This is a genomic window from Boudabousia marimammalium (genome assembly GCF_001936115.1).
GTDB lineage: Bacteria > Actinomycetota > Actinomycetes > Actinomycetales > Actinomycetaceae > Boudabousia > Boudabousia marimammalium.
Window position 1 is genome coordinate 147,400 of record NZ_MPDM01000002.1, and the last position, 23,955, is coordinate 171,354.

The following is a 23,955-nucleotide window of genomic DNA, read 5'->3' on the forward strand; positions in this document are numbered from 1 at the left end:
TTCCCCATTCCTAGCCAAGTTCTAGACGGTAACTAGGTCGCATCATCGACTGGCTCTTTTCTATCGTACTCTTTTGCTGAGTACACGGACATAGTTATCATAATCAATAGCATGGAAGCCATCAGCACTGCAAGGATACGCACAGTTAGCAAAGGTGGATAAGGTGTAGTCCAAAGAAAAGCTAGTGGGACGACCGCATAACCTATAGCAAAACCCAACAGGCGCTGCTGCTGCTCAGTCACAATAAAAATATATGAAATGGGTGAAGAAGCTAGCTGGATATAGAGCCACGGAACAAGTGCCTGAGCATAATATCCAGAGTTTACCCATTGAGCACCCAGATACCACGGCACAATATACGGTGCGACAAAATACATTGCAACAAATGGCAAGATACCAATCAATAAAGCACGCTTAATCGCGTTTACTACCAGCGGAGCCATCTTCCCACGCTCCACAGTCGCTAACTGTTGGAAGAACACTTGAGCGATAGCCCCATTAATCAGCGCCACCGGCGCCTCCGTAATTGCCCAAGCCTTGAAAAACTCTCCACCCACAGCGTGGCCAAAAGTGGCAGTTAAGAGCAGGATAATGCCATTGAAACGAACCGCATCCACCAAGGTGTTTGGCCCGTTTAGCAAAGGCATCTTCTTATACCTGAACGCCAGCTCTTTCATGCTTGGAGTTTCCGGAGCAACGGGTTCCCGCACATCCGCACTCTTACGGAAAATGGTAATCCACGCAGCCGCCTGCCCCACAATCATCCCAATTAGCAAGCCCAAGACTGACCGAACACCGGCAAAACCCAAGCCAATCTGAGTAACCAAAATCCCGATGCTCTGTTGAGCTCTGTTAATCGCGATGGCCTTGTAGTTAAGCTTACGATTCAACCAGTATTGGATAGCAGCAGAATCCGCCACCAAGAACACAGAAACGCCCGCTACCAACAAAATCCTTGACGAGATAACTCCGTAACGGTCAACAATAAATGGGTACGCGATCATTGCAGCCATCGTAGTTATAAAAGCAACCACCAGGATTGACCTAGTAGAAAGGCGCTTCAGCTGGCGGGCTTCATCGTCAGTATCTGGCAACATGATAGTCATGTCGTAACGCAGTGCTGCAATCGAAATAACAATGGCTGTAACAGACATATACACAGCCAACTCACCGGTAACTTCTGGGGTATAGAGGCGTCCCAAGATCGGTTGTAGAAGTAAGCCTACCGCCTGAGCGGCTGCGGTACCACTCACCAAAGTCAGCATGTGTTTAAGGAACGGGGATCCAGATACACGGCGTTTCAGCCACTCTTTCATCCTCGTCTCCTTCCAACAAATTAGCCCCGAATAGAGTTTATCGACTGCAACTACAATACACTGTCACAGCCCTAAACAACTTGTTAGGCTACGCCTCCTTGAATACTTATTAGCTCACCAAACAGTTATAGTAGAAATTACTGAACACCAGCTGGGAGAATTAAATGGCCTACAGTGAAGATACTCGCGTCTTACACATCAACGATGTTGCACGCGTCGGTAGCATGATGACGAACTATGCGCGGTCCCAAGGACGACACTGGGCTCTTGCAACAATCCCACCTGGGAAACCAACCCTAGCCTCAGTTAAATCTCGACTTGATGATCTGCTGACGGCTTCCCAAAGGATTAAACCTGCGGACATACTACATATCCACTACGCGCCAAACGGCTACTACGGCTGGGGTTTCGATGGACCTTTGGTGATTCATTTTCACGGAACTGACCTACGTCAAGACCTTTATCAGCCAATCAAACGCCAGCTTATCCAACAATCCGTGAAACGCGCTTCCGCAGTCGTTTACGCGACTCCAGACATGGAAACAGCAGCAAAAGAGCTAGATCCAGACGCAGTCTATCTTCCCAATCCGATTCCGGACGAGTTCCTGACTCGGAACTACCCGCACGCAATAGCAGGTCGCATCGTATTCAATATGCGCTGGGACGATAGTAAAGGTGGCAGGGCTTTGATCGACGCCGCTAGAGAACTAGTCGTCCTAGGATACGAAGTGCATGGCATAGATTGGGGAACCCACCGGAACGAAGCAGCCGCAGCTGGAGTTAAACTACGCCCACTGATGCCAGCCGATGAGTTTTCTGACTTCTTGGCTACAGGACAAGCAATCATTGGACAGCTTTCTATTCCCGCACTGGGAATCTCCGATATGCAGTCACTGGCCACAGGCCGCCCACTCTTGATGGGGAAGCAAAACTCAAGCGCACCCATCACCCCAGTCTCGCCTGAAACCTTGGTGGCAAATACTGTAGATGTTATGCAGTCGGAAATGACCAGTGAAACAGAAATGCAAAGAGCTCAGCTCCAACGTGAGTGGCTGAGAGACAATCACAGTGAAGCCCAATGCCTTAAAGCTTGGGAATCACTATATCGAAAGCTCCTAGGCTAGTAGGAACCAGATCTAGATCTGGCCTCTCCTATCGCAAGCTGCTAACTCTTGGGCCACTTGGGAAGCTCGAGCCCGCCAGGTATGCTGAGGCCGAGCCCTGTAAACGTTTTCTAGCTTAGCGGCATATTCGTCTGGATTTGCGGCAAGTTCAGACAATTGTTTTGCAATTGCCTCTGCCTCATACGGAACAGTCCACCCAATGGCACCATCGTCAACTTTCCGTCCCGTCAGTGTTCCGGATATAGCCATGATCGGTTTGCCGTGCCCTATGTATTCATACATCTTAATTGGGGAAGCGAACCGCCAGTAGTCCCCCGGTTCAACTACGAGGGAAGCGATATGAGCCTGCTGATAGTACTTTTCTAGTTCCACTCCGGTCGCATGCACGATTTCTACTGAATCACCCAATAAGGGTTCATATTCTGCCTTATTTGCTTCCCACTGTGGTTGCAGTACGCAGCAGATTAGCCTGACGCCAGGAACCAAATTTACAGCTTTGAATAGCTCGTGCAGACTATAAATTGGACGACCTAAACCACCGACATAAAACAGTGTTACAGGCAGGGAGTAATCAACTGGCGTGTCTACTGTGTTAGAGCCCGGAGGCAATGCCGACAACTTCGGATGCTTCAGGATAGGTATTTCGTTAAACATCTGCTCTGAGGGTAAGAATACAATATCCGCGTACTTATCATAGGAAAGCAAGTCCGCTTTATAGAATCCCCTTAGGACCCGACCGAGCACGGGCGGGACCTTAGTCAAATACTCTGGATACTTCCAAAAGATATCACGGTAAAAGAGACCCAGAGGAATCCCATTTTCTGAGCACCAACGATAAAACGCGTAATCTACCAGTGGATGGCGCGGAAGGTGATCCGAATCAGTCAGCCCTTGCGGCATAGTAGATGACTCCGAATAACAAAACTCAATCCTGCCACCAGAATTCACGTAGCGGCGCACCAATTCAAACTTGCGTTTACGCTCAGTTGAGGAGCCTTCGATGGCCATGATCCGATAACCCAGTTCTGCAAATGCCTCAAACATCCTCTGCGGACGCAACGCAGAACCCGATTTGCGATCAGAGTTCAACACGAATGGAACATGGTAAATCATTACCGGCTGCTCAGACTTCACAACCATTTTCTCTCTCCAACCTACTAGCTTGTACTACTAGCATAAAGGACGGCGCATACTGTGCCACTTTAGGTACACAGTATGCGCCGTCATCAATTAAAGCAATCAGAGCTTAATCAGCTCTCCCCCGGCCTGCGCAGAATCCAAAATGGCCTGTACAACCTTTAGAGCCTGAACGCCCTCGCGCATGGAAACATGATCTTCCCGCACGCCCAAAATAGCGTCGCGGAAGTTCTCCTGCTCTACCCGCAAAGGCTCACGCTTCTCAAATGCGAAGCGGGTAACTTCACCCTCTGAAACGCCACGGAAAGCAGCCACCTGGCTCCACTCCAAAGGGATTTCACCATTACGGTAGAAGGTCAAATCACCCATCGCGGTGTCAGCGACGAAAGCACCGGTTTCACCCGTAACAATCGTGGTGCGATCCTTGAATGGGGTAAGCCAGTTCACCAAGTTAGAAACCAAGACGCCATTCTTCATGCGACCAGAAACCGTGACCATGTCCTCATGCTCACGTCCGGAACGGTAAGCGGTTTGAGCGGAAACAGCCTCATAGTCTGAGCCTGCCACCCAAGCGCACAAATCAACGTCATGCGTGGCTAGGTCCTTCACCACGCCCACATCAGAGATACGGGCCGGGAACGGCGACTGACGGCGGGTAGCAATCTGGTAAACCTTGCCCAGCTCACCAGCAGCGATGCGCTTACGCATTTCCAGCAAAGCCGGGTTGCAACGCTCCACGTAACCGACTGCACCAACCAGACCAGCCTCTTCAAAAGCCTTAGCAACACGCTCGCCGGATTCCACATCTGCAGCAATCGGCTTTTCCACCATGGTGTGAACGCCAGCAGCAGCCAGCTTCAAAGCAGTGTCTTCATGGAACACCGTCGGAACAGCGACCATTGCAGCGTCCAAACCAGCAGCAATCAGAGCATCCACATCAGGCAATACCTCAAGGTCGCCTGCGACGCCCCACTTGTCACCAGCTGGATCAGCTACAGCGACCAAATCCATGCCCGGAGTCTCACGAATCACGCGCGCATGATGGCGGCCCATTGAGCCCAGACCGATTAGGCCAACACGAAGATCTTTCGCCATCTCAGGCACCTGCCTTAGCCAAAGTGTTCACAGCTTCCACAATCCGCTCCAAATCCTCAGCGGATAATGAGGGGTGAACCGGCAAGGACAGACAAGTCTTCGCAGCTTCCTCAGTAACGGGCAGTTCCAGACCCGGGGCGTAAGGAGCTAGAGATTCCAAACGGTGGTTCGGAATCGGGTAGTAAACGCCAGAGCCTACCTGGTATTCCTCACGCAGAGCCTGAACGAAACCATCACGGTCTCCGCTCTCCACCCGAATCGTGTACTGGTGGTAGACGTGGGTTGCCCCCTCGGCCACCTTCGGGGTAATAACGCCCTCGAGGTTCTCCGTCAGGAACTTTGCGTTCTCTTGGCGGGTCTTGGTCCAAGCATCAACCTTGGTCAACTGAACCCGGCCAATCGCAGCATGAATGTCGGTCATACGGTTATTCAAACCGACCAGCTCATTAGCGTACTGACGCTCCATGCCCTGGTTACGGTACAGGCGGACCCGACGGGCCACCTCGGCGTTCTCGCAAGAAACCATGCCGCCTTCACCAGAGGTCATATTCTTGGTTGGGTACAGGGAGAACATACCGAAAGTACCGAACGCACCTACCGGAGTGCCGTCGAGGGTGGCGCCATGAGCCTGAGCGGCGTCTTCGAACAGCATCAAGCCATGTTTGTCAGCAATGGCGCGCAGTTCCTTCATCGCAGCCGGGTGACCGTACAGGTGCACCGGCATAATAGCTTTAGTCTTCTCAGTGATAGAAGCCTCAACGGACTTCGGGTCGAGGCAGAAGTGGTCCAGCTCAATATCGGCGAAAACCGGGGTAGCTCCAGTCAGTGCCACAGAGTTACCAGTCGCGGCAAAAGTGAAAGAAGGAACGATAACTTCATCCCCTGCCCCGATGCCGGCGGCCAGCAGACCCAAGTGCAGGCCTGAGGTGCCGGAGTTTACCGCCACACACTCACGACCGGACACAAAGTGCTCGGAGAACTCTTCTTCAAAAGCCTTCACCTGCGGGCCCTGCGCAACCATACCGGAACGCAAGACTTCTTCCACAGCAGCCCGCTCTTCAGCCCCAATAATGGGCTTAGCAGCAGGAATCAATTCGCGAGTCATCAGTTCTTGACCTCTTTCATAACAGAATCTTTAACTTCGTAGAGAGCGCCAGAGACCGGGCAACGCCACAGGTCTTCCTCGCCCTCAACTAGCTCCAGCTTAACGCCGGACTTGCCTACCCAACCAATCTGGCGGGCAGGAACCCCAGCCACCAAAGCGAAATCGGGTACGTCTTTGACAACGGTAGCGCCGGCAGCAACAGTTGCCCACGCTCCAATGGTGACAGGTGCAACGCAAACAGAGCGCGCACCGATAGCTGCACCTTCCTTAATGGTTACCCCCACCGGCTCCCAATCGTGCGCAGACTTCGGAGTGCCATCAGCATTAATGGCCCGAGGGAAATGATCATTAGTAAGGACTACAGCCGGGCCAATAAAAACCCCGTCAGCTAGGGATGCCGGCTCATAAACCAAAGCATAGTTTTGAATCTTGCAGTTATTTCCGACGTGGACACCTGTACCAATGTAGGCTCCCCTACCGACGATACAGTTCTCACCTAGCACGGCATCTTCGCGAACCTGCGCCAAATGCCACACTGATGAGCCTTCCCCAATAGTTGCATTGTCAGCAACATCAGCGGAATCAACAATCCGAACCATACGCTTCTCCTTAAATAATCAGCGTCGTACTACCGCATACAATACACCTTAAAGCGCAGCGCTTAGAAGGCTTTAGTCCGGGAGTCGTGTCTCAGCCCACCCTAAAATCTTCTGGTGTCCATAGCGATATTATCGCCGATAGTGCTACCGTAAAGACAACCGAATATATTTCACCCCAATATTTGAGAGAGAATTCACGAATCAGAGCATGGAAAATCAGATTACAGACACCTGGTTGGTCATCCCGCTATATAACGAGGCAAGCGTTATTGGCGGCGTGATTCGGAACGCCGTAAAGACCTTTCCGAATATTGTTTGCATCGATGACGGCTCCAAAGACGGATCCGGTCAAATTGCTTTAGAAGCCGGCGCGCACCTCATTACTCACCCGGTCAACCTAGGTCAAGGAGCGGCATTACAAACCGGCATCGATTTCGTAGTCAAGATGACTGACGCTAAATATTTGATTACTTTCGACGCTGACGGCCAACACCGGGTAGAGGACGCGCTCACCATGAGAAACCGCGCAGAAGCAGAAGACTTGGGTATCGTATTTGGTTCCCGCTTTCTAGGACAGCCCGTCGAATCAGGACTACTAAAACGCATCCTCTTGCCACTGGTCGCCCTCGTTTCCCGCTACCGTACCGGACTCAAACTAAGCGACGCACACAATGGCTTAAGGTTAATTCGTCGGGATGCCGCCAGCCAAATTAGACTTACCCAAAACCGCATGGCCCATGCCTCTGAAATTATGAACCAGCTGGCAGGCACAAAACTGCCCTATGCCGAACAGTCCGTACATATTCTCTACACGGACTACTCCCGTTCCAAGGGGCAGTCGATGCTAAACTCAGTCAATATTTTAGTTGACTTGATTTTGAGGTGAACAGCATGACCCTAATTACTGCCCTCCCCCTCGAAATGGATTTAGTGGATTTACTTATCAGCGGTCAATGGCTGATTAAGACACTGCTCGTGGTAATGATTTCAATTGCCGGCATATTCATGCTTCGTTCCTCTGATGGGGATAAAAGCCTAGCGGTACGCAGAATCGCCACCCTGCTGTTTATGCTATTTGCCATTATTGCCGTGCTGCAGCCACTGCTAGTGTCAAGAATTGCCTTCTACCTAGGAATCGGCCGCGGAGCCGACCTAGTTCTCTACATCTTGACGGTTGCTTTCTTCGCTAACCTAGTTACCAACTATCGCCGCACTATCTATCTAGAGCAAAAGAACACAGACATTGCCCGCTCCATTGCACTAAATAGCGTACAGTATCCTGAAGGCAGACACCCAGAGGCCTGAAGCTCTGGGCACTAGCAACTGGATCTCGTATCACATCTCACTGACCCAACCCCAGCCAAATATCACATTTAAGTAAAGCACACGGTAGAATTGCCCTGTGCAATATTTGAAACCGCGTCAGCGCAAGAGAATAGTAAGACACTCAGACACCAACCGGAAATCATTCCGTTGGGGTAGAGCCCTCTTACTCGTTATCTTCGCCTTCATTCTGGCTACCTCAACCGTGTTAGCATACAAGTATGTACAGCTACACTGGGCACTTCAAAAAGGCATCATTGATAACTCCCGCCTAATCGATCAGCCAACTTCCACGATTGAGATTCCCTCGGACTCATACGAAGGCCGTGCTGTCAATATCCTCCTAATGGGCCGGGACAATATTGACGAAAATGGTAGGGTGCGTCCAGGTGACTCCGGTATGGGCATGCGTAACGACACCACTATCATCATGCACATTTCAAAAGATCGGAAGCGCGTAGAACTCATCTCGATCCCCCGCGATGCCCTAGTCAAGCTACCCAGTTGCCGTCGTAGCGATGGCTCCACAGCGCCAGCAGAACGCGGAATGTTTAACTCAGCCTTCGCTCGCGGTGGCGCACACGGAGATATCGGCTCAGCCGCCGCCTGTGCCATTAACACCGTTCAGTCTATTTCCGGCATTCATATTGACGACTTCGTAGTAGTAGACTTTGCTGGATTCCGTGGCATGGTAGACGCCCTCGGTGGGGTGGAAATGTGCTTCGATAAACGCTACGCCGACCCGCACTACACGGGACTGGACGTGGGGCCCGGTTGCGTCAAAATGGACGGTCTCAAAGCTACCAACTATGCCCGCGCGCGTCATCTCACGAACACTGACGGCTCTGATGTCTCCCGCATCGGGCGTCAGCAGCGCCTTTTGGGTGAGCTGATCTCAACTGCCTTACAGAAAGGCCTGTGGGTGCAAGCGGACTTTGCTCAGCAAGCGCTAGAGAACTCAAATATGTCCCCTCGCTTGGGCTCCGTCCCCACCCTGCTGGGTCTGGCCACTTCACTTAGCTCCATCAACCCGGAGCAGGTTGTCTTCACCACCGCTCCCTGGACTGAGGCTCCCTCCGACAGGAACCGCGTGGTGCTAACCCGGCAAGCTGAAAAGATTTGGGAGGCCCTCCAGGAAGATCAGCCTTTGCCTGACGGAATCGAGCGTAAGGATGTCCTCGGCAATATTCGATCCACTCAGACCCCTGAGCAGCCAGCTAAGGCCCCCTCGACAGAATCTAACTAGCGCGAAAAGCACCCAGCGAAAGGAAGCGACGCATGGCACCAAATGAGGTTCCTTCTATACCGCCAGCACGCAGACGTCGCCCTGACACGCCGCCTCAAGCTGGTGGACAACCGTCCTCAGTTCCCCCTCGTCGCTCTCATTCGCAGGGGCCGACGCAGCCCATCTCCCCCGCAAAGTCACCTGACGCCCAAATGCCCTTCAAACCGATTACGGTGCCGCCGCGCCAGAGCCGATCTCAGCAGCCCCCATCAACGGAGGGCGCTACTCCCCAGCCACAGCCGGTCGTGATTCCACCGAGAGCCCGACAGAGCGCCCCTGAAGCGGCAAGCATCCCCCCTAGTATTCGGCCAAGGACGCAAGGGGCGATCTCACCCCAGGGTCCATCCGTACCCCCAGAATCGCCTGCGAAAGCTCGAAAGAAGCGCAGGAAGTGGCCAATCGTGGTGACGGTGGTAGTGGCCGCACTGATTGGCTGGCCGGCTTTCCTTTACTCCAATGCCAGCTCCAAACTAGAGCATATTGAGGCACTCTCCGATGCTCCAGCCACCGCTGGCACGACCTATCTGATTGCTGGCTCTGACCGGCGCGGAGACGAAGGTGGCATCGCAGCGGATGGAACCGAGGGCGAACGCACCGACTCAATGATTTTGATTCATAAAGCCGACAATGGGGTAGTTTCAGTCGTTTCCCTACCTCGCGACGCCGATGTGAAGATCCCCGGGCATAAACACAATAAGCTCAATGCCGCTTTCTCCTACGGGGGCGCTCCCCTGCTGGTATCCACCGTGGAGCAGCTCACCGGCATGAAAGTCGACCATTTCGCGATTGTGGGAATGGGTGGCGTCTCTCAGATTGTGGACGCCATTGGCGGAGTCAATCTTTGCCTTGACTATGACGTGAATGACCAAAACTCAGCGCTGAACTGGAAGAGCGGCTGCCACGACGTGGACGGCCCTACCGCTTTGGCTTTCGCCCGGATGCGCTACGCGGACCCACGCGGCGATATTGGAAGACAAGAACGCCAACGCCAGGTTATTGCGCAGGTCGTGAAGAAAGCAACCAGCCCTAGCACGTTGATCAACCCGGCATCGCAGTACCGCCTCTCCGGTGCGGGCGCCCAAACTGTCCGTGTAGACCACTCCTCCGGGCTAATGGATCTGGCGCATCTGGTATTCGCATACCGTTCCGCCTCGCAGGCAAATCTGCTGGGAACCCCGCCGATTAAGAACCTAAACTACCGTGCCGGGCATGGTTCCTCGGTACAGTTAGACCCCGAGCTGGCGCCCCAATTCTTCAAGAAAGTGAAGAACGGTAGCGTACAGCCCGGGGACTTCAATCAGTACACGGGAAAGTAACTGCTAGAGTTCAATCCGGTTCGGGCCTGCCTGCCAGGCTGACCAAGCGGATTCAATAATCTCCGGCAGATAATGCTGAGCCTTCCAGCCCAGAGTGACGCCAATCCGAGTCGGGTCACCAATCAGCTGCGGCGGATCTCCAGCACGACGGCCCTGAATCTCAGGCTCAAACCCAATGCCGGTAGTTTCACGGATCTGATCGATAACTTCCTTAACAGAGTTACCCTGACCTGTCCCCACATTGAACACATGGTGCTCCATGGTGGCGTCAGTGTTCAGATAGTCCAAAGCTGACAGGTGGGCTTTCGCCAAGTCCAGCACATGAATGTAATCGCGGATGCAAGTGCCATCAGGGGTCGGATAGTCGGTACCGAAAATCTTCGGGGAATCACCTTTCGCCAAGCGTTCCAAAACCATTGGAATCAAGTTCAAAGCAGCCGGGTCACCAAGGTCATCCCAGCCGGCACCGGCAACATTGAAGTAACGCAGACCGGCCCACCGCAAGCCCCAAGCACGCTCACAGTCAGCCATCATCCATTCCCCAATCAGCTTGGTTTCCCCATAAGGGTTGATCGGTTGCTTGATGATATCCTCATCCACGACCTCAACCGGCGGCATGCCATAAACCGCGGCTGAGGAAGAGAAAATAATGTTCTTCACGCCGGCCTGCTCCATTGCGATAAGCATATTCGCCAAGCCGCCAACGTTTTGCTGGTAGTACCACATCGGCTTTTCAACCGATTCGCCTACCTGCTTACGGGCCGCGAAGTGAATGACGCCAGTGACGCCCAGATCCTCCATGGCCTTAGTCAGAATTTTCACGGCATCAGGGCTAGCGCAATCCAACTGGATAAGCTGCGCGCCACCGATCCGATCGACAGTTCCATAACTCAAATCATCGACCACTACGACTTCTTCGCCGCGTTCTTGGAGTAGTCGAACAACATGTGCACCAATATAGCCGGCCCCGCCGGCAACTAAAATACTCATGCCCTCATTTTACCAACTCTAGCGCTCAGACTGCTAGTCTCTACGGCCGAGAACTTAAAAGGGAATCAGCTCATCCGGGAACGTCTACGGCCGACTGCGATAACTGCATCCCTTGGCGCTTCTTTGGTAAACGTCGCTGCCTGCAAAGAAATAGTGAAGACTGGAGGGCGCCGTCTTGTAAGCTCCAATGAACCACCATCAGAATGAATTAAGTCCTTGGCGATCCCCAATCCCAAGCCGGTTGATCCTTGACCGGAGAAACCCTTCTCGAATACCATCTCAGCGATTTCGTCGCTCATTCCCTCGCCCTCGTCAGCAACCTCAACGGTGAATCCGCCAGTGATTCCCCCTCGAGCGCTCACGCGGGTAGTCCCCTCGCCATATTTCAACGAGTTCTCCAGCAAAGTAGCCAAAACCTGACTCAAAGCAGCCGGAGTAGCCATCACGTTGCCGGTGGAATCATCCTGAAACAACAGTTCGCGACCCGCACGCTTAAACACCTCTTCCCACTCTTCCTGTAAGGGAGAGAAAATCTCCAAAATCGATAGGGACTGAGCAGTACCTCCGCGACGACTCTGCGCTTGAGACAGCAGCACGTCAATAATGTCTTTCAAACGCTCCACCTGGGAGATAGAAGCCTTCGCTCCCTCTATAATTTCCGGATCATCACTGAGGTACTCTAGCTCTTCCAGACGCAGCAGCAACGCAGTTAAGGGAGTGCGAATCTGATGGGAAACATCACGGGAGAACTGTCGTTCAGAAGCAATCCGCTCCGCCATTCTCTCAGAGCTGCGTTGCAGCTCAGCCTGCACCAGATCAATCTCTTCAATCCCTGATTTATTTGGGGCCCCACGAAGCTGACCAGAGGAAATCTGCTCCGCCTGAGCAGCCAAAAACACCAAGGGCGCCGAAATCTCACGGGCTGCCTTTCGAGCAATCAAATAACCGATCACCAAAGCAACGGCAACCGTGATAGAAACCGCGAACAGCAGCTGAATAATCTTCCCCACCGTGTCCATAGCAGAACGCTCCACCACTAAATTAGTGAAAGGATCAATCCGGGCAATGGAAACCATTTTCAGACTATCTGGACTCTGCCCAACATGCACATCTTTGCCGTTACGACGCTCCAGAGAAATGCTATCAAGGGGCGGATGAGAATCCGAAAGCCAAGTCTGTAAAACGATGTCGTCCTGCAGTTCCAAACCACCCCGCGAATTCGCGATACTCTTTGCAATGGTTGCGACCCGTGTATCGAAAGCAGCCTTATCGTTTTCCCACAGCATGAATGAACCCAGAATAGCTCCGGGCAGAGCAATCAGAAGGACTGCCACCATGACGGCAGTTACGGTGGCGCGAATAGACAGCTTATGCATTGAGGTTTAAGCGCTCTACAAAGCGACAGTGTCAGGCGTCCGCAGCAGCTTCAAAACGGAAACCCATACCGCGCACTGTCGCAATATAGCGAGGATGCCCGGCATCGTCATCCAACTTTCGACGCAGCCAAGAAATATGCATATCCAAGGTCTTAGAAGAACTATTCGGATCGGTACCCCAAACCTTACGCATCAAAGTCTCACGGGAAACCACATTGCCAGCTTCGCCGACTAGCGTTGCCAACAAATCAAACTCTTTAGCGGTCAGCTGGAGCTCTACCCCACTACGGAAGGCCCTATGTGCGGACAAATCTACCCGCACATCCTGCGCAGTCAAATCACTACTGGAGACACCCTCGGCAACTGAACGCCGCAACAAAGCACGCACACGAGCCATCAGCTCAGCCAATCGGAAAGGCTTAGTTACATAGTCATCCGCACCAGCATCCAAGCCAACTACCATATCGACTTCTTCAGCCCGGGCGGTCAAGATTAGAATCGGCATCTGCAGCCCACGAGCCCGAATCCGGCGAGCCACATCCAGCCCCTCCATATCAGGTAACCCCAAGTCCAAAACGACAACATCACAGTTGTCAACAGCCTCCAAGGCGCCCGCGCCAGTTTCGTGGACTACAACTTCGTAACCTTCACGCCCTAAGGCTCTTGCCAAGGGATCGCGGATGGCTGAATCATCCTCTACCAAAAGTACTTTACTCACAGAACCCATGATAGACCATAAACTTTCTTTACGCTAACTTTACTTACTATTATTCCGCACTATTCCGCTTCAAAGCAAAGGTCGGCACCTCACCGAGGCCTTGCAATTCCACGGTTCCGCGCGGAGAAACCTCATACTTTTTACCCCAAGCGGCAGTCTTTATCAACTCGGCAGTGCCAGCATCGGTAAAAATTTCACCGTGTCCGGCTTGGTCAACCAAACGGGAAGCCAAGTTTACGGGAGGACCAAACACGTCACCCGAACGAGACACCACAAAACCATCTACCAGTGACGCGCGCACCGGCAGCACTTCAGTCTCCTCCGCGAAACGCTCCACCAAAGCACACACCACATCCGTAGCAGTTTCCGCATCATCTGCAATGTAGAGGACAGCGTCACCAATCGTCTTGACGATACGCGCACCACGGGAAGTAATCACGTCACGGGAAATATACTCAAATTTTTGAATCAATCGTGACAGTCCCGCGGCACCTAAATGCCTCGTCGTTGAAGTGTAAGAAACCATGTCAGCGAATCCCAAGGCTCGGCGCAGAGGATACTCATCCGGAGCAATCTCGTGACGATACCGCAAAGCGTACTGGTTAGCGGTCCGCTCCAACAGCTCACACATGTGCCTTCGCCACGCGTAAAGGGTTTGTTCCTCAAGCAACAGATAAATCCGCTGAATCTGATCCAAAGCCACCAAGCGGGCAGAGGTATCATCAATCGCGTGGGCGCGAATATTGGCCTCTACCAAGGTTTCCAGCTGCCATAAAGCCAACCGGTTTGCTGTCTGCGACTCTGCCCGAAGCAAAGAAATTAGAGCCGACCCATCCAGCTCACCGGAAGACACCAAAGTGTCACTGGCACGCAGAATCTGTACGTCTAGGTCTGTGAAAGTCACAGCATCTGCGTCAAGGTTACGAAAACCCATCGCCCGCCAGAAGTCCTTTGCGTCCTGCTCACTCACCCCGGCAAGCTCCGCCAGCTGGCTTTGCGTGTATTGAGGATTTCCCCCAATCATCCGCTTACGCAGCCGGTCAATAGTGGAGTCACGGATTTCATCCGACTCCGCACCAGCCCACCGATTAGAATCAAATTCGGGAACTTCCCTAGGGTTCATTTCGCTCACTCTTATATCGTAGGACTAAAATGTATTTTATGGCACAAAAAACACAGGGTTTGCAGATTACCACGATTTTGGCTTCACAGTCGCCTGCTCGACTTGAAACCTTAAGATCTGCTGGAATCGAGCCGCAAGTTAAAGTTTCTGAAGTGGACGAGGACGCCGTCCAAGCCGCCCACACCGGTGAATCCTACCCCGGTATCGTGATGGCGTTAGCCACAGCGAAAGCGCAAGAAGTCTACCGAGAACTAAAGCTAGCTGACAGCACCTCCCCAACTATTGTGATTGGTGCGGACACCATGCTGGAGATCGAGGGAGAACTGATCGGCAAACCGCACCGGAAAGAAATCGCCCGCCAGCGCTGGCAAGCCATGCGAAACAGCGAAGGTCAACTACACACCGGCCATTGCGTTATTTTCAATCCCGCCCTGCTGCAACAGCTTAATCCCGCCGATGCGCCAGACGATGCAACAGTTTCACCCCACTATTTACGCACCGTGGGAACTAACTTCGTGTCCATCTCTGCCACCGAAACCACCCTCGTCCATTTCGGAAACCCAACCGATGCGGACCTGGAGCGCTACCTGAACACCCCGGAGCCCCTGCATGTGGCTGGTTCCTTCACCGTAGACGGCTTAGGTGGCGCCTTCATTGATCGGGTCGAGGGAGACTACCACTCAGTCGTCGGAATATCCCTCCCCCTCCTGCGGCGCATTCTCAACAGTGAAGGAGCCAACTGGACTGATCTCTGGACGGCAAACTAAAGGGGCCTACGGGCGCAAAGAGCGACCCGTCGACCCCAAATAGTTAACTACTCGGTTACTGGTAGTTGTTTTCGTCTTTCCAGTCCTGGTTTTGCGGCGGCAAAGCAGCGATCATCGGATCATCGAAATCCAAAACCCCAGTCATGCTAGCCCCACCAGGTGATCCGATTTCGGAGAAAAACTCTGCGTTGGCGCGAGTGTAATCTTCCCACTTATCGGGGACATCATCCTCATAGAAGATTGCTATAGTTGGACAGACCGGCTCACAAGCGCCACAGTCCACGCACTCATCAGGATGAATATATAGAGTGCGCTCACCTTCATAGATGCAATCGACCGGACACTCCGCAACACAGGCCCTATCTTTCACATCGACGCAGGGCTGAGCAATCACATAAGTCATTTCTTCCTCCTGAGGATTCTCTGCTCATCATCTTACGCGGAAGGAATGCGGTTGGCTCACTGGCTCATTAGCTGCCAGCGATAGCGTTGCAAACCTCACGCGCGACTTGGAAAACAATCACGCCTCTAGCCTTCAGGTTTTTCCAGTTTGTCCTTATCGCATACTACCCCGTTATCAGGCTGGTATCTCCACGACCAGTTGATTGGCTTCCCGGTCTTATCTCCATGCGTGGTTTTACGTGTCACCCGAACGGAGAAACCAGCATTCCCAGGCGGGTACGCATGACAGTTTGCGTTGGGATTATGCACAACCTTGGCAGGGGTAATCCCCATCTTGCCAGAAGTAGTGGTCTCCACGTTCCAGTATTTGGTAGACCAAACTCGCACGTGTACGCGACCGCCTGAAAGCCAGCCTTGGAACATCATTCCGTAAGGGGTGTTGTTCGTAAATTTGAGATCGTGCACTCCAGTCCACAAAGTACACTCACGCCCCATCGGGTAGCGGTTAAAGTAACGAGAATGCGGTTTATGCTCAGTGATGTCATAGCCAGCGAAGAAAGCTGCATTCAATGTGGTTACACACACCTGAGAAAGACCGCCACCTAGAGCCTGCTCATGACGTCCTTGCACCAAAACACCGGAAGAGCGGAAACCGGCTTCAGCAGTAACCGGGCCAAGTGCTTTTTCGAGGGAGAACTCCTCACCGGGCTTAATCAGCACATTCGAAATATTTTTCATGCCTAAAGCGAGGTTGGCGTTGCGGTCACGGTTGCTATTATGCGGGGTGGAAAACTCACTAACGATCTCTTTAATGCCCAGCTGATTCGCCTGCTCAGTAGTCAAAGCTGGCTTCGTCACGGAAAGTTCCAGTGTGGCGGTACGCTCCGGGCTGGCCAATGCAGCTTCAACCGCAGCGGCCAGCTTATCGCCAACCACTCCGACGCCCTGAGCAGAAGGCTCAATCACCGGCTTGGAGTCTTTGATGTAAATCTTGGCATCCTTCGCGGGTTGCGCCCACTGTGCTACTTTGCTGCCCAAAACTGCGGCTAGCTTCTCCCAGTCAGTGTTCATCTTCAAAGCGCCATTTTCCACATCGAAAGTGGTTACGGCGGCGATCTCTTTACCTTCAAGGGAGCCTGACTGGTCCGCGGCTTCAAATGTCAGCGGTGCCTCTACTAGCTTGCGAGCGGTCTCTGCGGCTTCCTCGGCCTGTGCGGTCGCGACCTCCGGAGTGACGGATTCGTAGACGGCTTCTACTGTAGCGGCACCCATAGACCATGCTCTCACGACCGCGTCGGAGGTACCCTCTACCTGCACCGTAATGCCCGGGCTGGAAGGAGTCACATTTGCCGTGGTGTCAGCGAAGTTCACTGCAGCATTAGTCGGCTCACGGTCAAGCTCAGCAGACAGTTTCCGCATTGCATCATCACGTGCTTGCGGTGCCATCTTCGGGCTTAACTCTACTGCCTGCCCACCAAAGAAATTATGCCAAAGGCGGGCCGGGTTCAGCGTAAAACCGGTGAGAGAAGAGACTAGTTCCTGAGCGTCCAGCTCAATCCCAAGCTCTTGAGCTGTCACCTGAGCTGACTGATCTTCTGCCTGCACAGTAATGGGTTGAGTGAGGCTAGCTTGAAAAGCCTGCTCAATCACGGTGGTTGCTTCAGTGGAGGACAGGTGGGAGATATCTTTACCCAGCACGGTTGTGCCGGCAGGGACCTTATCAGCCACGATTGCCTGCAGCACCACGAAAGTGCCCAGCAGAACTGCAATCACAACTCCTGTCACGATCGCAATCCTACGCCTTTGCGGGGTGAAGAAAGGCTGCTTTTCAGCTTCGCTCATCAGTTACTCCCTACCCTTTTGAAGTGACGCTAGAATCAGTCTACTTGTTGGCGCGACGCTCGCGGGCCGCCACCTTGAAGCGCTCTTGGGCATCCAAAATAACTTTGCGGATGCGAACCGAATCTGGGGTGACCTCAACGCATTCGTCGTCAGCCGCGAACTCCAAGGATTCTTCGAGGGTGAGTTTACGTGGGGGAATCAGATTCTCAAACTGCTCGGCCGTAGCTGAACGCATGTTGGTCTGTTTCTTTTCGCGAGTGATATTGACGTCCATATCCTCACCGCGCGGATTTTCACCCACAACCTGACCCTCATAGACTTCAGAGCCGGCCGGGATAATGAAACTGCCGCGCTCTTGCAGCTGAGTCATCGCGTAGGGGGTGGCCTGACCGGCACGGTCAGCAACCAAAGAACCAGTCAAACGACGCTCGATACTACCCTGCCAGGGCTCATAACCTTCAGCGATCGAGGCGGCGATACCGGTACCGCGGGTTTCAGTCAGGAAAGAGGTACGGAAACCAATTAGGCCGCGCGCGGGCACCACGAACTCCATGCGAATCCAGCCGGTGCCATGATTCGACATGGTTTCCATCCGACCTTTGCGGGCAGCCATTAGCTGCGTCACAACACCCATGTGCTCTTCGGGAATATCAATGGTGATTCGTTCCATCGGCTCGTGACGAACGCCATCAATTTCCTTGGTAACTACCTGCGGCTTACCCACCGTCAGTTCGAAACCCTCACGACGCATCTGCTCAACCAAAATAGCCAAAGCTAACTCACCGCGCCCCTGGACTTCCCAAGCGTCAGGGCGGGTAGTAGGCAAAACCTTCAAAGACACGTTACCAATCAGTTCACGATCCAAACGGTCCTTAATCTGACGGGCCGTAACCTTAGCACCCTTCACGCGACCAGCCATCGGTGAGGTATTAATCCCGATGGTCATCGAAATAGCCGGATCGTCCACTGTAATTAGCGGGAGCGGACGGGGATCTTCCAGATCAACCAAAGACTCACCAATGGTGATTTCTTCAATTCCTGCGACCGCGACAATATCGCCGGCATGAGCTTCCTCGGCGGGCATCCGGTCAAGCCCCTCGGTACGCAAAAGCTCAGAGACCCGAACCGTGCGGGTAGTACCGTCGTGACGCGCCCAGCCAACTGACTGTCCTTTACGCAAAGTACCGTTGTGGATACGAAGCAAAGCTAGACGACCCAAGAAAGGGGAAGCATCCAAGTTGGTGACATGGGCCTGCAGCGGGGCCCCCTCCTCATAGGTGGGGCCGGGAATACGCTCCAAAATGGTCTTAAACAAAGGCTCCAAATCATCATCCGGCTCACCACCATCGGCTGGCATATTTGCGGAAGACTTACCGGCCTTAGCGCTAGCGTAAATCACCGGCATGTCCAGGATCGAATCCAGATCAATCTCATGACCCTCATTATCGAGGTCCTGTGCCAGCGCCAGCAGCAGCTCCTGGGTTTCCGAGACAACCTCCGCAATCCGCGAATCCGGACGGTCAACCTTGTTGACCACCAGAACTACCGGCAGGTTTGCCAGCAAAGCTTTACGAAGCACGAAACGAGTCTGCGGAAGCGGCCCCTCAGAGGCGTCCACCAGCAAAACGACACCATCAACCATGGAGAGGCCACGCTCCACCTCGCCACCGAAATCGGCGTGCCCGGGGGTGTCAATCACGTTAATGGTGACGCCCTCGGTCAGGCCTAAAGCCTGAGCGGCCGGGCCACTGTACTTAACGGCCGTATTCTTAGCCAAAATGGTGATGCCTTTTTCTCGCTCAAGGTCACCTGAATCCATGACGCGCTCACCGGTTTTCTCTACCGTGTCACGGTCACTAAAAGCACCCGACTGCCATAGCATGGCGTCAACCAAGGTAGTTTTACCGTGGTCAACGTGTGCCACAATCGCTACATTTCGCATATCTGAGCGAGTAGTCATCAAATAAATCTCCGTAACGCCCTATTTATGCAAGGGCTAATCATCTATATTTCAGTTCAATAGTACTTTCCCAAGAATATCGCACTCCGCCCCCCAGCAACGGGGCGAAAGTAGATAAATACAGTGCAACTCACACCCCGAAAAAGTAAAATCTACCACTCCAAAAAGTCAAAATATGACGGCTCATTCATTTATAGGTAAATTATCTTTATCTCCATGAAGACTTGGATGGTCTGTGAGTACACCCTTACGATCCGCCTATTTTTCTTGAGTCTGGGTCGGGTTTTTGTTGCCGCGAGCCGTCATTTAGTATTGTAATGAAGGGAAAACAACGTGATTAAATACGTGTTAAGGAAAATTGTTTCATGGCTTGTCATGATCTTTTTCGCCACGAATATTACGTACTTCCTAGCGACCCAGTTCCTGGATCCTCGCGCGAACTACGCTGAACGTAAACCACCGATTCCCCCTGAGCAGATTCGGTCCCTTCTGGAGCCAAAGAATCTTTATCCCGAAACTCCGCTGCTGGAACGCTGGTGGAACTGGCTGACCGGGATTTTACTGCACTGGGATTGGGGATTGTCGCCCACCGGGTCGTCAGTAAACGAATCAATTAACTACTCAATGTGGGTTTCTGCCCGTCTCTTGCTGGGCGCAACCATCATTTCAACCATTGTTGGCATCAGCCTCGGTATCTACACAGCTTCGCGCCAGTACAAATTGGGTGACCGAATCTGGCAAGGCGTTTCTGTAGTCTCCCTAAACACCCACATTGTGGTGGCAGGGCTACTTGTTGTCTTGTTAGGCATTGCTTTCAACAATGCAGTGGGCACCACCGTCTTCTACGTCTCTGGATCCAGCACTCCCAATGTCTCGGGATGGTGGGCAGTCGTTGACAGTATGCAGCACCTTTTCTTACCCACAGTGGCGCTGATTTTGGTCTCCTTCGCGGGGACTCATCTCCTACAGCGTTCCCTCCTGTTGGACAATATCAATGCTGACTACGTGCGAACCGCCCGCGCTAAAGGCCTCCAACGGCACCAGGCAATCCGTAAGCACGCCCTTCGCACCTCAGTGATCCCAGTTGCCACCCAGGTAGCTTTCTCCGTTCCTGGAATTTTCGCGGGCGCTATTCTCACGGAAACCATTTTCGGCTGGAACGGCATGGGTAAGTATGCCATCCAAACCCTAGCCAAAAACGATGTTCATGGTCTGGTTGCCAGCGCCGCTTTCGGTGCGCTAATGACCGCAATCGGTGCAATCTTAGCCGACATTGCAGTGGTCGCTTTGGACCCGCGAGTGAGAGTGAGCTGAAAGAATGAAAAATAGTCAGACTAAGCCAAAAACTACAGATGAAACTGCCAAAAAACTGAGCGCTCCGACTTCTAAAACCACTCTTTACACGCGCCGTTTTCTACGCAATAAACTTGCAGTTTTCGGAGTCTTCATCCTCTTAGCGTTGATTCTCTTTGCGATTATCGGCCCCTTGGTGTCCCCCTGGCATTACAGCGACTCAGATTTCCTCTCCTTACGTCAACCACCAAACTCTAATCACTGGTTTGGCACCAACGCACAGGGTAACGACCTTTTCGCTCAGACTGCGCACGGCGTAGGACGATCCCTAATTATCGGTTTTGCAGTGTCTATCTCAACTACTTTGATTGCCGCTGCCGTAGGTACCTCAACAGCCTATTTCGGGGCACTTGGACCGGTCGGGCGATGGGGTGAAAAACTAATGCTAACCCTGATTAACTTCCTACTAATCATGCCGGCCTTCTTGATTATTGCCTTGCTGATTAACGCCCTAGGAGGATCTTGGCAGCTCTTGATTCTGGTCTTGGTGCTTTTCGGCTGGATGGGTGCCGCCCGTGTGATTTGGTCACTGGCCATGTCTTTGCGCGAACGCGAGTTCGTGACTGCCGCCCGCTATATGGGAGTTGGCTGGCTGAAGATTATTTTCCGCCACATGATCCCAAATATTGGTTCGCTCTTGATTATTCAAATGACCCTTGGCGTGCAGGCTACCGTGATGGCTGAAACCTCATATTCTTTCCTTGGCTTGGGTGTAAAACAACCCGATGTTTCACTCGGTTCACTTCTCAGTGGTGTAGGAGATATCCTTTATTCTGCTCCTTGGCTGTTCTATTTCCCAGCCGCTACTTTGACTTTAATCACCCTGGCTGCCGCCTTCATCGCAGATGGCCTACGTGATGCCCTTGACCCCAACTCGGCTGCTGGAGGCAAAGCATGAGTAACCCTAATACCCCCGTTATCTCCGTCCGTGATCTGACCGTCTCCTTCCCTTCTGAAGCTGGCCGCGTTGATGCCGTCCGCGGCGTCAACTTCGACCTGATGCCGGGTCGTTCACTTGGTATCGTAGGCGAATCTGGTTCAGGTAAGTCAGTGTCTTCACTGGCTATCATGGGCCTGCTTCCAGATACCGCGACCGTGAACGGTTCCATTAAACTGAACGGTTCAGAACTGTTGGGTCTTTCCGATGAGGAAATGTCGAAGATTCGCGGCCGCGAAATCGGGATGATTTTCCAAGATCCACTATCTTCACTGACCCCTGTGTTTACCGTGGGCGACCAGATTGTGGAAGCTTTGCAGATCCATCAAGACATTTCCACTAAGGACGCTTTCAAGCGTGCAGTGGAGCTCTTGGATCTGGTGGGTATCCCCAATCCAGACAAGCGAGTTAAGTCTTTCCCGCATGAATTTTCTGGGGGCATGCGTCAGCGCGTCGTAATCGCTATGGCGATTGCAAATAATCCGAGGGTGATTATTGCTGACGAACCCACCACCGCCTTGGACGTCACTATCCAGGCGCAGATTCTGGAAGTACTCAAGACCGCGCAACGCGAAACTAATGCGGCAGTAATTATGATTACCCATGACATGGGCGTGATCGCAAACACCGCTGACGATGTCTTGGTGATGTATGCGGGCAAACCGGTGGAGCAGGCAAATGTCTACGAACTATTTGACTCTCCGCGGATGCCCTACACGATTGGTTTACTTTCCGCTATCCCCCGTCCAGACCAACGGGCGGAAGAACCTCTCATCCCGATTGAGGGCAACCCTCCACTAGTTATTAACCTGCCCCCAGGCTGTCCTTTCGCTGATCGCTGCCCGATTGCAGTTGATGAGTGCCGGGTGAAAGAACCAGATCTGGAACCCATCGATACTGGGCATGGGGAACGCTCTGAGGGGCACTCTGCTGCATGCATTAGGAAGGAACATATCTTCCGGAAGCAGCTAGATGGAGTGCCAATGTACCCCACTCCAGCGAAGCCGGTTGAGGCTTTAGCAGGAGTGCCGCGCTCCGAGCGGAAACAGGTCTTGAAAGTCGAAGACTTGCACAAGCATTTCCCGCTTTTACAAGGAGCCATATTTAAGCGCCGAATTGGCACAGTTCGAGCCGTAAATGGCATTGATTTTGAGCTCCATCAAGGTGAAACTCTTTCGATCGTGGGAGAGTCGGGCTGTGGTAAAACCACCACTTTGTTGCAGATCATGGATCTAGGTGTGGAACTGACTGAGGGCAAGATCACCCTTGCCGGCAAAGACGTTTCTGCACTGTCACGTAAGGAACGCAGGGAAGCCCGCCGCGACATCCAAATGGTCTTCCAAGATCCGATGGGCGCGCTAGATCCGCGTATGACTGTCTATGACATTATTGCGGAGCCTCTGCGCAGCCTTGGTTGGGACGGAGACCTTAATGAGCGTGTCACAGAGCTGATGGATTTGGTTGGTCTAGACCCAGCCCACGTGGATCGATTCCCAGGTGCTTTCTCTGGCGGCCAGCGCCAGCGGATTGGCTTTGCCCGCGCCTTGGCTTCGAACCCGGCAGTGGTAGTACTTGACGAGCCTGTTTCAGCTCTGGATGTATCTATCCAAGCCGGCATGATTAACTTGCTTGATGAGCTTCGGGCCAAACTGGGCCTGTCTTATGTTTTTGTCGCTCACGACCTGTCAGTGGTACGGCATATTTCACATCGTGTAGCCGTAATGTATTTAGGGCGTTTCGTGGAAGTCGGAGAGGTCGATGAGCTCTTCGAAAATCCGCTTCACCCCTACACTAAGGCTCTGTTGTCTGCGATTCCAATCCCGGACCCGACCGTAGAGCGTGACCGCGCGAGGATCACCTTGGAAGGCGATTTACCCGGCCCTGCTGACGGAATCACCGGCTGTGCTTTCAAAGCACGGTGCCCGCTTTATAAGATGCTACCTGCAGACAACCAGGCACTCTGTAACTCTACTGAGCCACAGCTAGTAAGCCATGGAGAAGACCACGAAGTAGCCTGCCACTGGATTGGTAAAACTGAGTCAAAATCCTTGCAGGCTAATGCCTAAGTCGTAGCACCCCTGAAGGCCACGCCAAAACTTGTGATTATCCTAACTTTTCACACATTTTGGCGGATTTTCGGGACTTTACAAAAAGCAAATAACATTAAGATTCAGGTAAAGTGATAGC

The 23,955-nt window shown here is 52.8% G+C and carries 21 protein-coding genes; 9 read left to right on the plus strand and 12 right to left on the minus strand.

Annotation, left to right across the window (positions count from 1 at the left end; all coding sequences use genetic code 11):
• Nucleotides 1–32: 32 nt before the first annotated feature.
• A complete protein-coding gene (locus BM477_RS02250) occupies nucleotides 33–1,316 on the minus strand; it encodes a lipopolysaccharide biosynthesis protein (RefSeq protein WP_075361055.1) in 1,284 nt (427 codons plus the stop codon).
• Between the two features lie 164 nt (nucleotides 1,317–1,480).
• Between BM477_RS02250 and BM477_RS02255 the strand changes: the two genes are divergently transcribed.
• On the plus strand, nucleotides 1,481–2,440 hold the full coding sequence (locus BM477_RS02255; protein ID WP_075361056.1) for a glycosyltransferase: 960 nt from the start codon (nucleotides 1,481–1,483) through the stop codon (nucleotides 2,438–2,440).
• Nucleotides 2,441–2,452: 12 nt separating this feature from the next.
• Here the strand turns inward: BM477_RS02255 and BM477_RS02260 are convergent, their stop codons facing one another.
• The 4 genes from BM477_RS02260 to BM477_RS02275 all read right to left on the minus strand — a co-directional run bounded on the left by BM477_RS02260 (nucleotide 2,453) and on the right by BM477_RS02275 (nucleotide 6,376).
• On the minus strand, nucleotides 2,453–3,580 hold the full coding sequence (locus tag BM477_RS02260) for a glycosyltransferase family protein (protein WP_075361057.1): 1,128 nt from the start codon (nucleotides 3,578–3,580) through the stop codon (nucleotides 2,453–2,455).
• Between the two features lie 99 nt (nucleotides 3,581–3,679).
• Nucleotides 3,680–4,672, minus strand: a complete 993-nt coding sequence (locus BM477_RS02265; protein WP_075361058.1) for a Gfo/Idh/MocA family protein — start codon at nucleotides 4,670–4,672, stop codon at nucleotides 3,680–3,682.
• A gap of 1 nt (nucleotide 4,673) precedes the next feature.
• Entirely contained in the window at nucleotides 4,674–5,777 is a 1,104-nt protein-coding gene (locus BM477_RS02270) for a DegT/DnrJ/EryC1/StrS family aminotransferase (protein ID WP_075361059.1), read from the minus strand.
• A complete protein-coding gene (locus BM477_RS02275; protein ID WP_075361060.1) occupies nucleotides 5,777–6,376 on the minus strand; it encodes an acyltransferase in 600 nt (199 codons plus the stop codon). The genes BM477_RS02270 and BM477_RS02275 overlap by 1 nt, the downstream gene beginning before the upstream one ends.
• 208 nt (nucleotides 6,377–6,584) lie before the next feature.
• On the opposite strand from BM477_RS02275, the gene BM477_RS02280 reads away from it, so the two are divergent.
• From BM477_RS02280 to BM477_RS02295, 4 genes are all read left to right on the plus strand, one after another.
• Nucleotides 6,585–7,262 (plus strand): glycosyltransferase family 2 protein, encoded by a 678-nt coding sequence (locus tag BM477_RS02280; RefSeq protein WP_075361061.1) that lies wholly within the window; start codon nucleotides 6,585–6,587, stop codon nucleotides 7,260–7,262.
• A gap of 5 nt (nucleotides 7,263–7,267) precedes the next feature.
• The gene (locus BM477_RS02285; RefSeq protein WP_084543649.1) at nucleotides 7,268–7,681 is read left to right on the plus strand and encodes a DUF2304 domain-containing protein; all 414 of its coding nucleotides are present in this window, start codon (nucleotides 7,268–7,270) and stop codon (nucleotides 7,679–7,681) included.
• A gap of 97 nt (nucleotides 7,682–7,778) precedes the next feature.
• Complete coding sequence (locus BM477_RS02290) at nucleotides 7,779–8,945, plus strand: LCP family protein (protein ID WP_075361062.1); 1,167 nt, start codon at nucleotides 7,779–7,781, stop codon at nucleotides 8,943–8,945.
• A 32-nt stretch (nucleotides 8,946–8,977) separates the two neighbouring features.
• On the plus strand, nucleotides 8,978–10,300 hold the full coding sequence (locus BM477_RS02295) for an LCP family protein (RefSeq protein WP_245792815.1): 1,323 nt from the start codon (nucleotides 8,978–8,980) through the stop codon (nucleotides 10,298–10,300).
• A 3-nt stretch (nucleotides 10,301–10,303) separates the two neighbouring features.
• On the opposite strand, the gene galE is transcribed toward BM477_RS02295, so the two are convergent.
• The 4 genes from galE to BM477_RS02315 all read right to left on the minus strand — a co-directional run bounded on the left by galE (nucleotide 10,304) and on the right by BM477_RS02315 (nucleotide 14,507).
• Entirely contained in the window at nucleotides 10,304–11,290 is a 987-nt protein-coding gene (gene galE, locus BM477_RS02300; RefSeq protein ID WP_075361063.1) for a UDP-glucose 4-epimerase GalE, read from the minus strand.
• Between the two features lie 65 nt (nucleotides 11,291–11,355).
• Entirely contained in the window at nucleotides 11,356–12,666 is a 1,311-nt protein-coding gene (locus BM477_RS02305) for a sensor histidine kinase (RefSeq protein ID WP_075361064.1), read from the minus strand.
• A gap of 31 nt (nucleotides 12,667–12,697) precedes the next feature.
• Nucleotides 12,698–13,384 carry a response regulator transcription factor gene (locus BM477_RS02310; RefSeq protein WP_075361204.1) on the minus strand — a complete coding sequence of 229 codons (687 nt, stop codon included), beginning with the start codon at nucleotides 13,382–13,384 and terminating at the stop codon, nucleotides 12,698–12,700.
• 49 nt (nucleotides 13,385–13,433) lie between these two features.
• A complete protein-coding gene (locus tag BM477_RS02315) occupies nucleotides 13,434–14,507 on the minus strand; it encodes an adenylate/guanylate cyclase domain-containing protein (protein ID WP_245792834.1) in 1,074 nt (357 codons plus the stop codon).
• A gap of 38 nt (nucleotides 14,508–14,545) precedes the next feature.
• Between BM477_RS02315 and BM477_RS02320 the strand changes: the two genes are divergently transcribed.
• Nucleotides 14,546–15,274: a Maf family protein gene (locus tag BM477_RS02320; protein ID WP_075361065.1), complete on the plus strand. Its 729-nt coding sequence runs from the start codon at nucleotides 14,546–14,548 to the stop codon at nucleotides 15,272–15,274.
• Nucleotides 15,275–15,329: 55 nt separating this feature from the next.
• On the opposite strand, the gene fdxA is transcribed toward BM477_RS02320, so the two are convergent.
• The 3 genes from fdxA to typA form a co-directional block, all read right to left on the minus strand.
• Nucleotides 15,330–15,677, minus strand: a complete 348-nt coding sequence (gene fdxA, locus BM477_RS02325) for a ferredoxin (RefSeq protein WP_075361066.1) — start codon at nucleotides 15,675–15,677, stop codon at nucleotides 15,330–15,332.
• 125 nt (nucleotides 15,678–15,802) lie between these two features.
• Nucleotides 15,803–17,518 (minus strand): VanW family protein, encoded by a 1,716-nt coding sequence (locus BM477_RS02330; protein ID WP_075361067.1) that lies wholly within the window; start codon nucleotides 17,516–17,518, stop codon nucleotides 15,803–15,805.
• A 40-nt stretch (nucleotides 17,519–17,558) separates the two neighbouring features.
• Nucleotides 17,559–19,478 carry a translational GTPase TypA gene (gene typA / locus BM477_RS02335; RefSeq protein ID WP_075361068.1) on the minus strand — a complete coding sequence of 640 codons (1,920 nt, stop codon included), beginning with the start codon at nucleotides 19,476–19,478 and terminating at the stop codon, nucleotides 17,559–17,561.
• A 333-nt stretch (nucleotides 19,479–19,811) separates the two neighbouring features.
• Between typA and BM477_RS02340 the strand changes: the two genes are divergently transcribed.
• The 3 genes from BM477_RS02340 to BM477_RS02350 are packed head-to-tail and all read left to right on the plus strand — an operon-like array spanning nucleotide 19,812 to nucleotide 23,834.
• Nucleotides 19,812–20,792 carry an ABC transporter permease gene (locus BM477_RS02340; RefSeq protein WP_075361069.1) on the plus strand — a complete coding sequence of 327 codons (981 nt, stop codon included), beginning with the start codon at nucleotides 19,812–19,814 and terminating at the stop codon, nucleotides 20,790–20,792.
• 4 nt (nucleotides 20,793–20,796) lie between these two features.
• The gene (locus tag BM477_RS02345; protein ID WP_075361070.1) at nucleotides 20,797–21,729 is read left to right on the plus strand and encodes an ABC transporter permease; all 933 of its coding nucleotides are present in this window, start codon (nucleotides 20,797–20,799) and stop codon (nucleotides 21,727–21,729) included.
• Entirely contained in the window at nucleotides 21,726–23,834 is a 2,109-nt protein-coding gene (locus tag BM477_RS02350) for an ABC transporter ATP-binding protein (RefSeq protein WP_075361071.1), read from the plus strand. The genes BM477_RS02345 and BM477_RS02350 overlap by 4 nt, the downstream gene beginning before the upstream one ends.
• Nucleotides 23,835–23,955 lie beyond the last annotated feature (121 nt).

Coding starts and splice junctions, on each gene's coding strand:
- BM477_RS02250 (WP_075361055.1), bottom strand. CDS start 1,316: ATGAAAGAGTGGCTGAAACGCCGTGTATCTGGATCCCCGTTCCTTAAA.
- BM477_RS02255 (WP_075361056.1), top strand. CDS start 1,481: ATGGCCTACAGTGAAGATACTCGCGTCTTACACATCAACGATGTTGCA.
- BM477_RS02260 (WP_075361057.1), bottom strand. CDS start 3,580: ATGGTTGTGAAGTCTGAGCAGCCGGTAATGATTTACCATGTTCCATTC.
- BM477_RS02265 (WP_075361058.1), bottom strand. CDS start 4,672: ATGGCGAAAGATCTTCGTGTTGGCCTAATCGGTCTGGGCTCAATGGGC.
- BM477_RS02270 (WP_075361059.1), bottom strand. CDS start 5,777: ATGACTCGCGAATTGATTCCTGCTGCTAAGCCCATTATTGGGGCTGAA.
- BM477_RS02275 (WP_075361060.1), bottom strand. CDS start 6,376: ATGGTTCGGATTGTTGATTCCGCTGATGTTGCTGACAATGCAACTATT.
- BM477_RS02280 (WP_075361061.1), top strand. CDS start 6,585: ATGGAAAATCAGATTACAGACACCTGGTTGGTCATCCCGCTATATAAC.
- BM477_RS02285 (WP_084543649.1), top strand. CDS start 7,268: ATGACCCTAATTACTGCCCTCCCCCTCGAAATGGATTTAGTGGATTTA.
- BM477_RS02295 (WP_245792815.1), top strand. CDS start 8,978: ATGGCACCAAATGAGGTTCCTTCTATACCGCCAGCACGCAGACGTCGC.
- galE (WP_075361063.1), bottom strand. CDS start 11,290: ATGAGTATTTTAGTTGCCGGCGGGGCCGGCTATATTGGTGCACATGTT.
- BM477_RS02305 (WP_075361064.1), bottom strand. CDS start 12,666: ATGCATAAGCTGTCTATTCGCGCCACCGTAACTGCCGTCATGGTGGCA.
- BM477_RS02315 (WP_245792834.1), bottom strand. CDS start 14,507: ATGAACCCTAGGGAAGTTCCCGAATTTGATTCTAATCGGTGGGCTGGT.
- BM477_RS02320 (WP_075361065.1), top strand. CDS start 14,546: ATGGCACAAAAAACACAGGGTTTGCAGATTACCACGATTTTGGCTTCA.
- fdxA (WP_075361066.1), bottom strand. CDS start 15,677: ATGACTTATGTGATTGCTCAGCCCTGCGTCGATGTGAAAGATAGGGCC.
- BM477_RS02330 (WP_075361067.1), bottom strand. CDS start 17,518: ATGAGCGAAGCTGAAAAGCAGCCTTTCTTCACCCCGCAAAGGCGTAGG.
- typA (WP_075361068.1), bottom strand. CDS start 19,478: ATGACTACTCGCTCAGATATGCGAAATGTAGCGATTGTGGCACACGTT.
- BM477_RS02345 (WP_075361070.1), top strand. CDS start 20,797: ATGAAAAATAGTCAGACTAAGCCAAAAACTACAGATGAAACTGCCAAA.
- BM477_RS02350 (WP_075361071.1), top strand. CDS start 21,726: ATGAGTAACCCTAATACCCCCGTTATCTCCGTCCGTGATCTGACCGTC.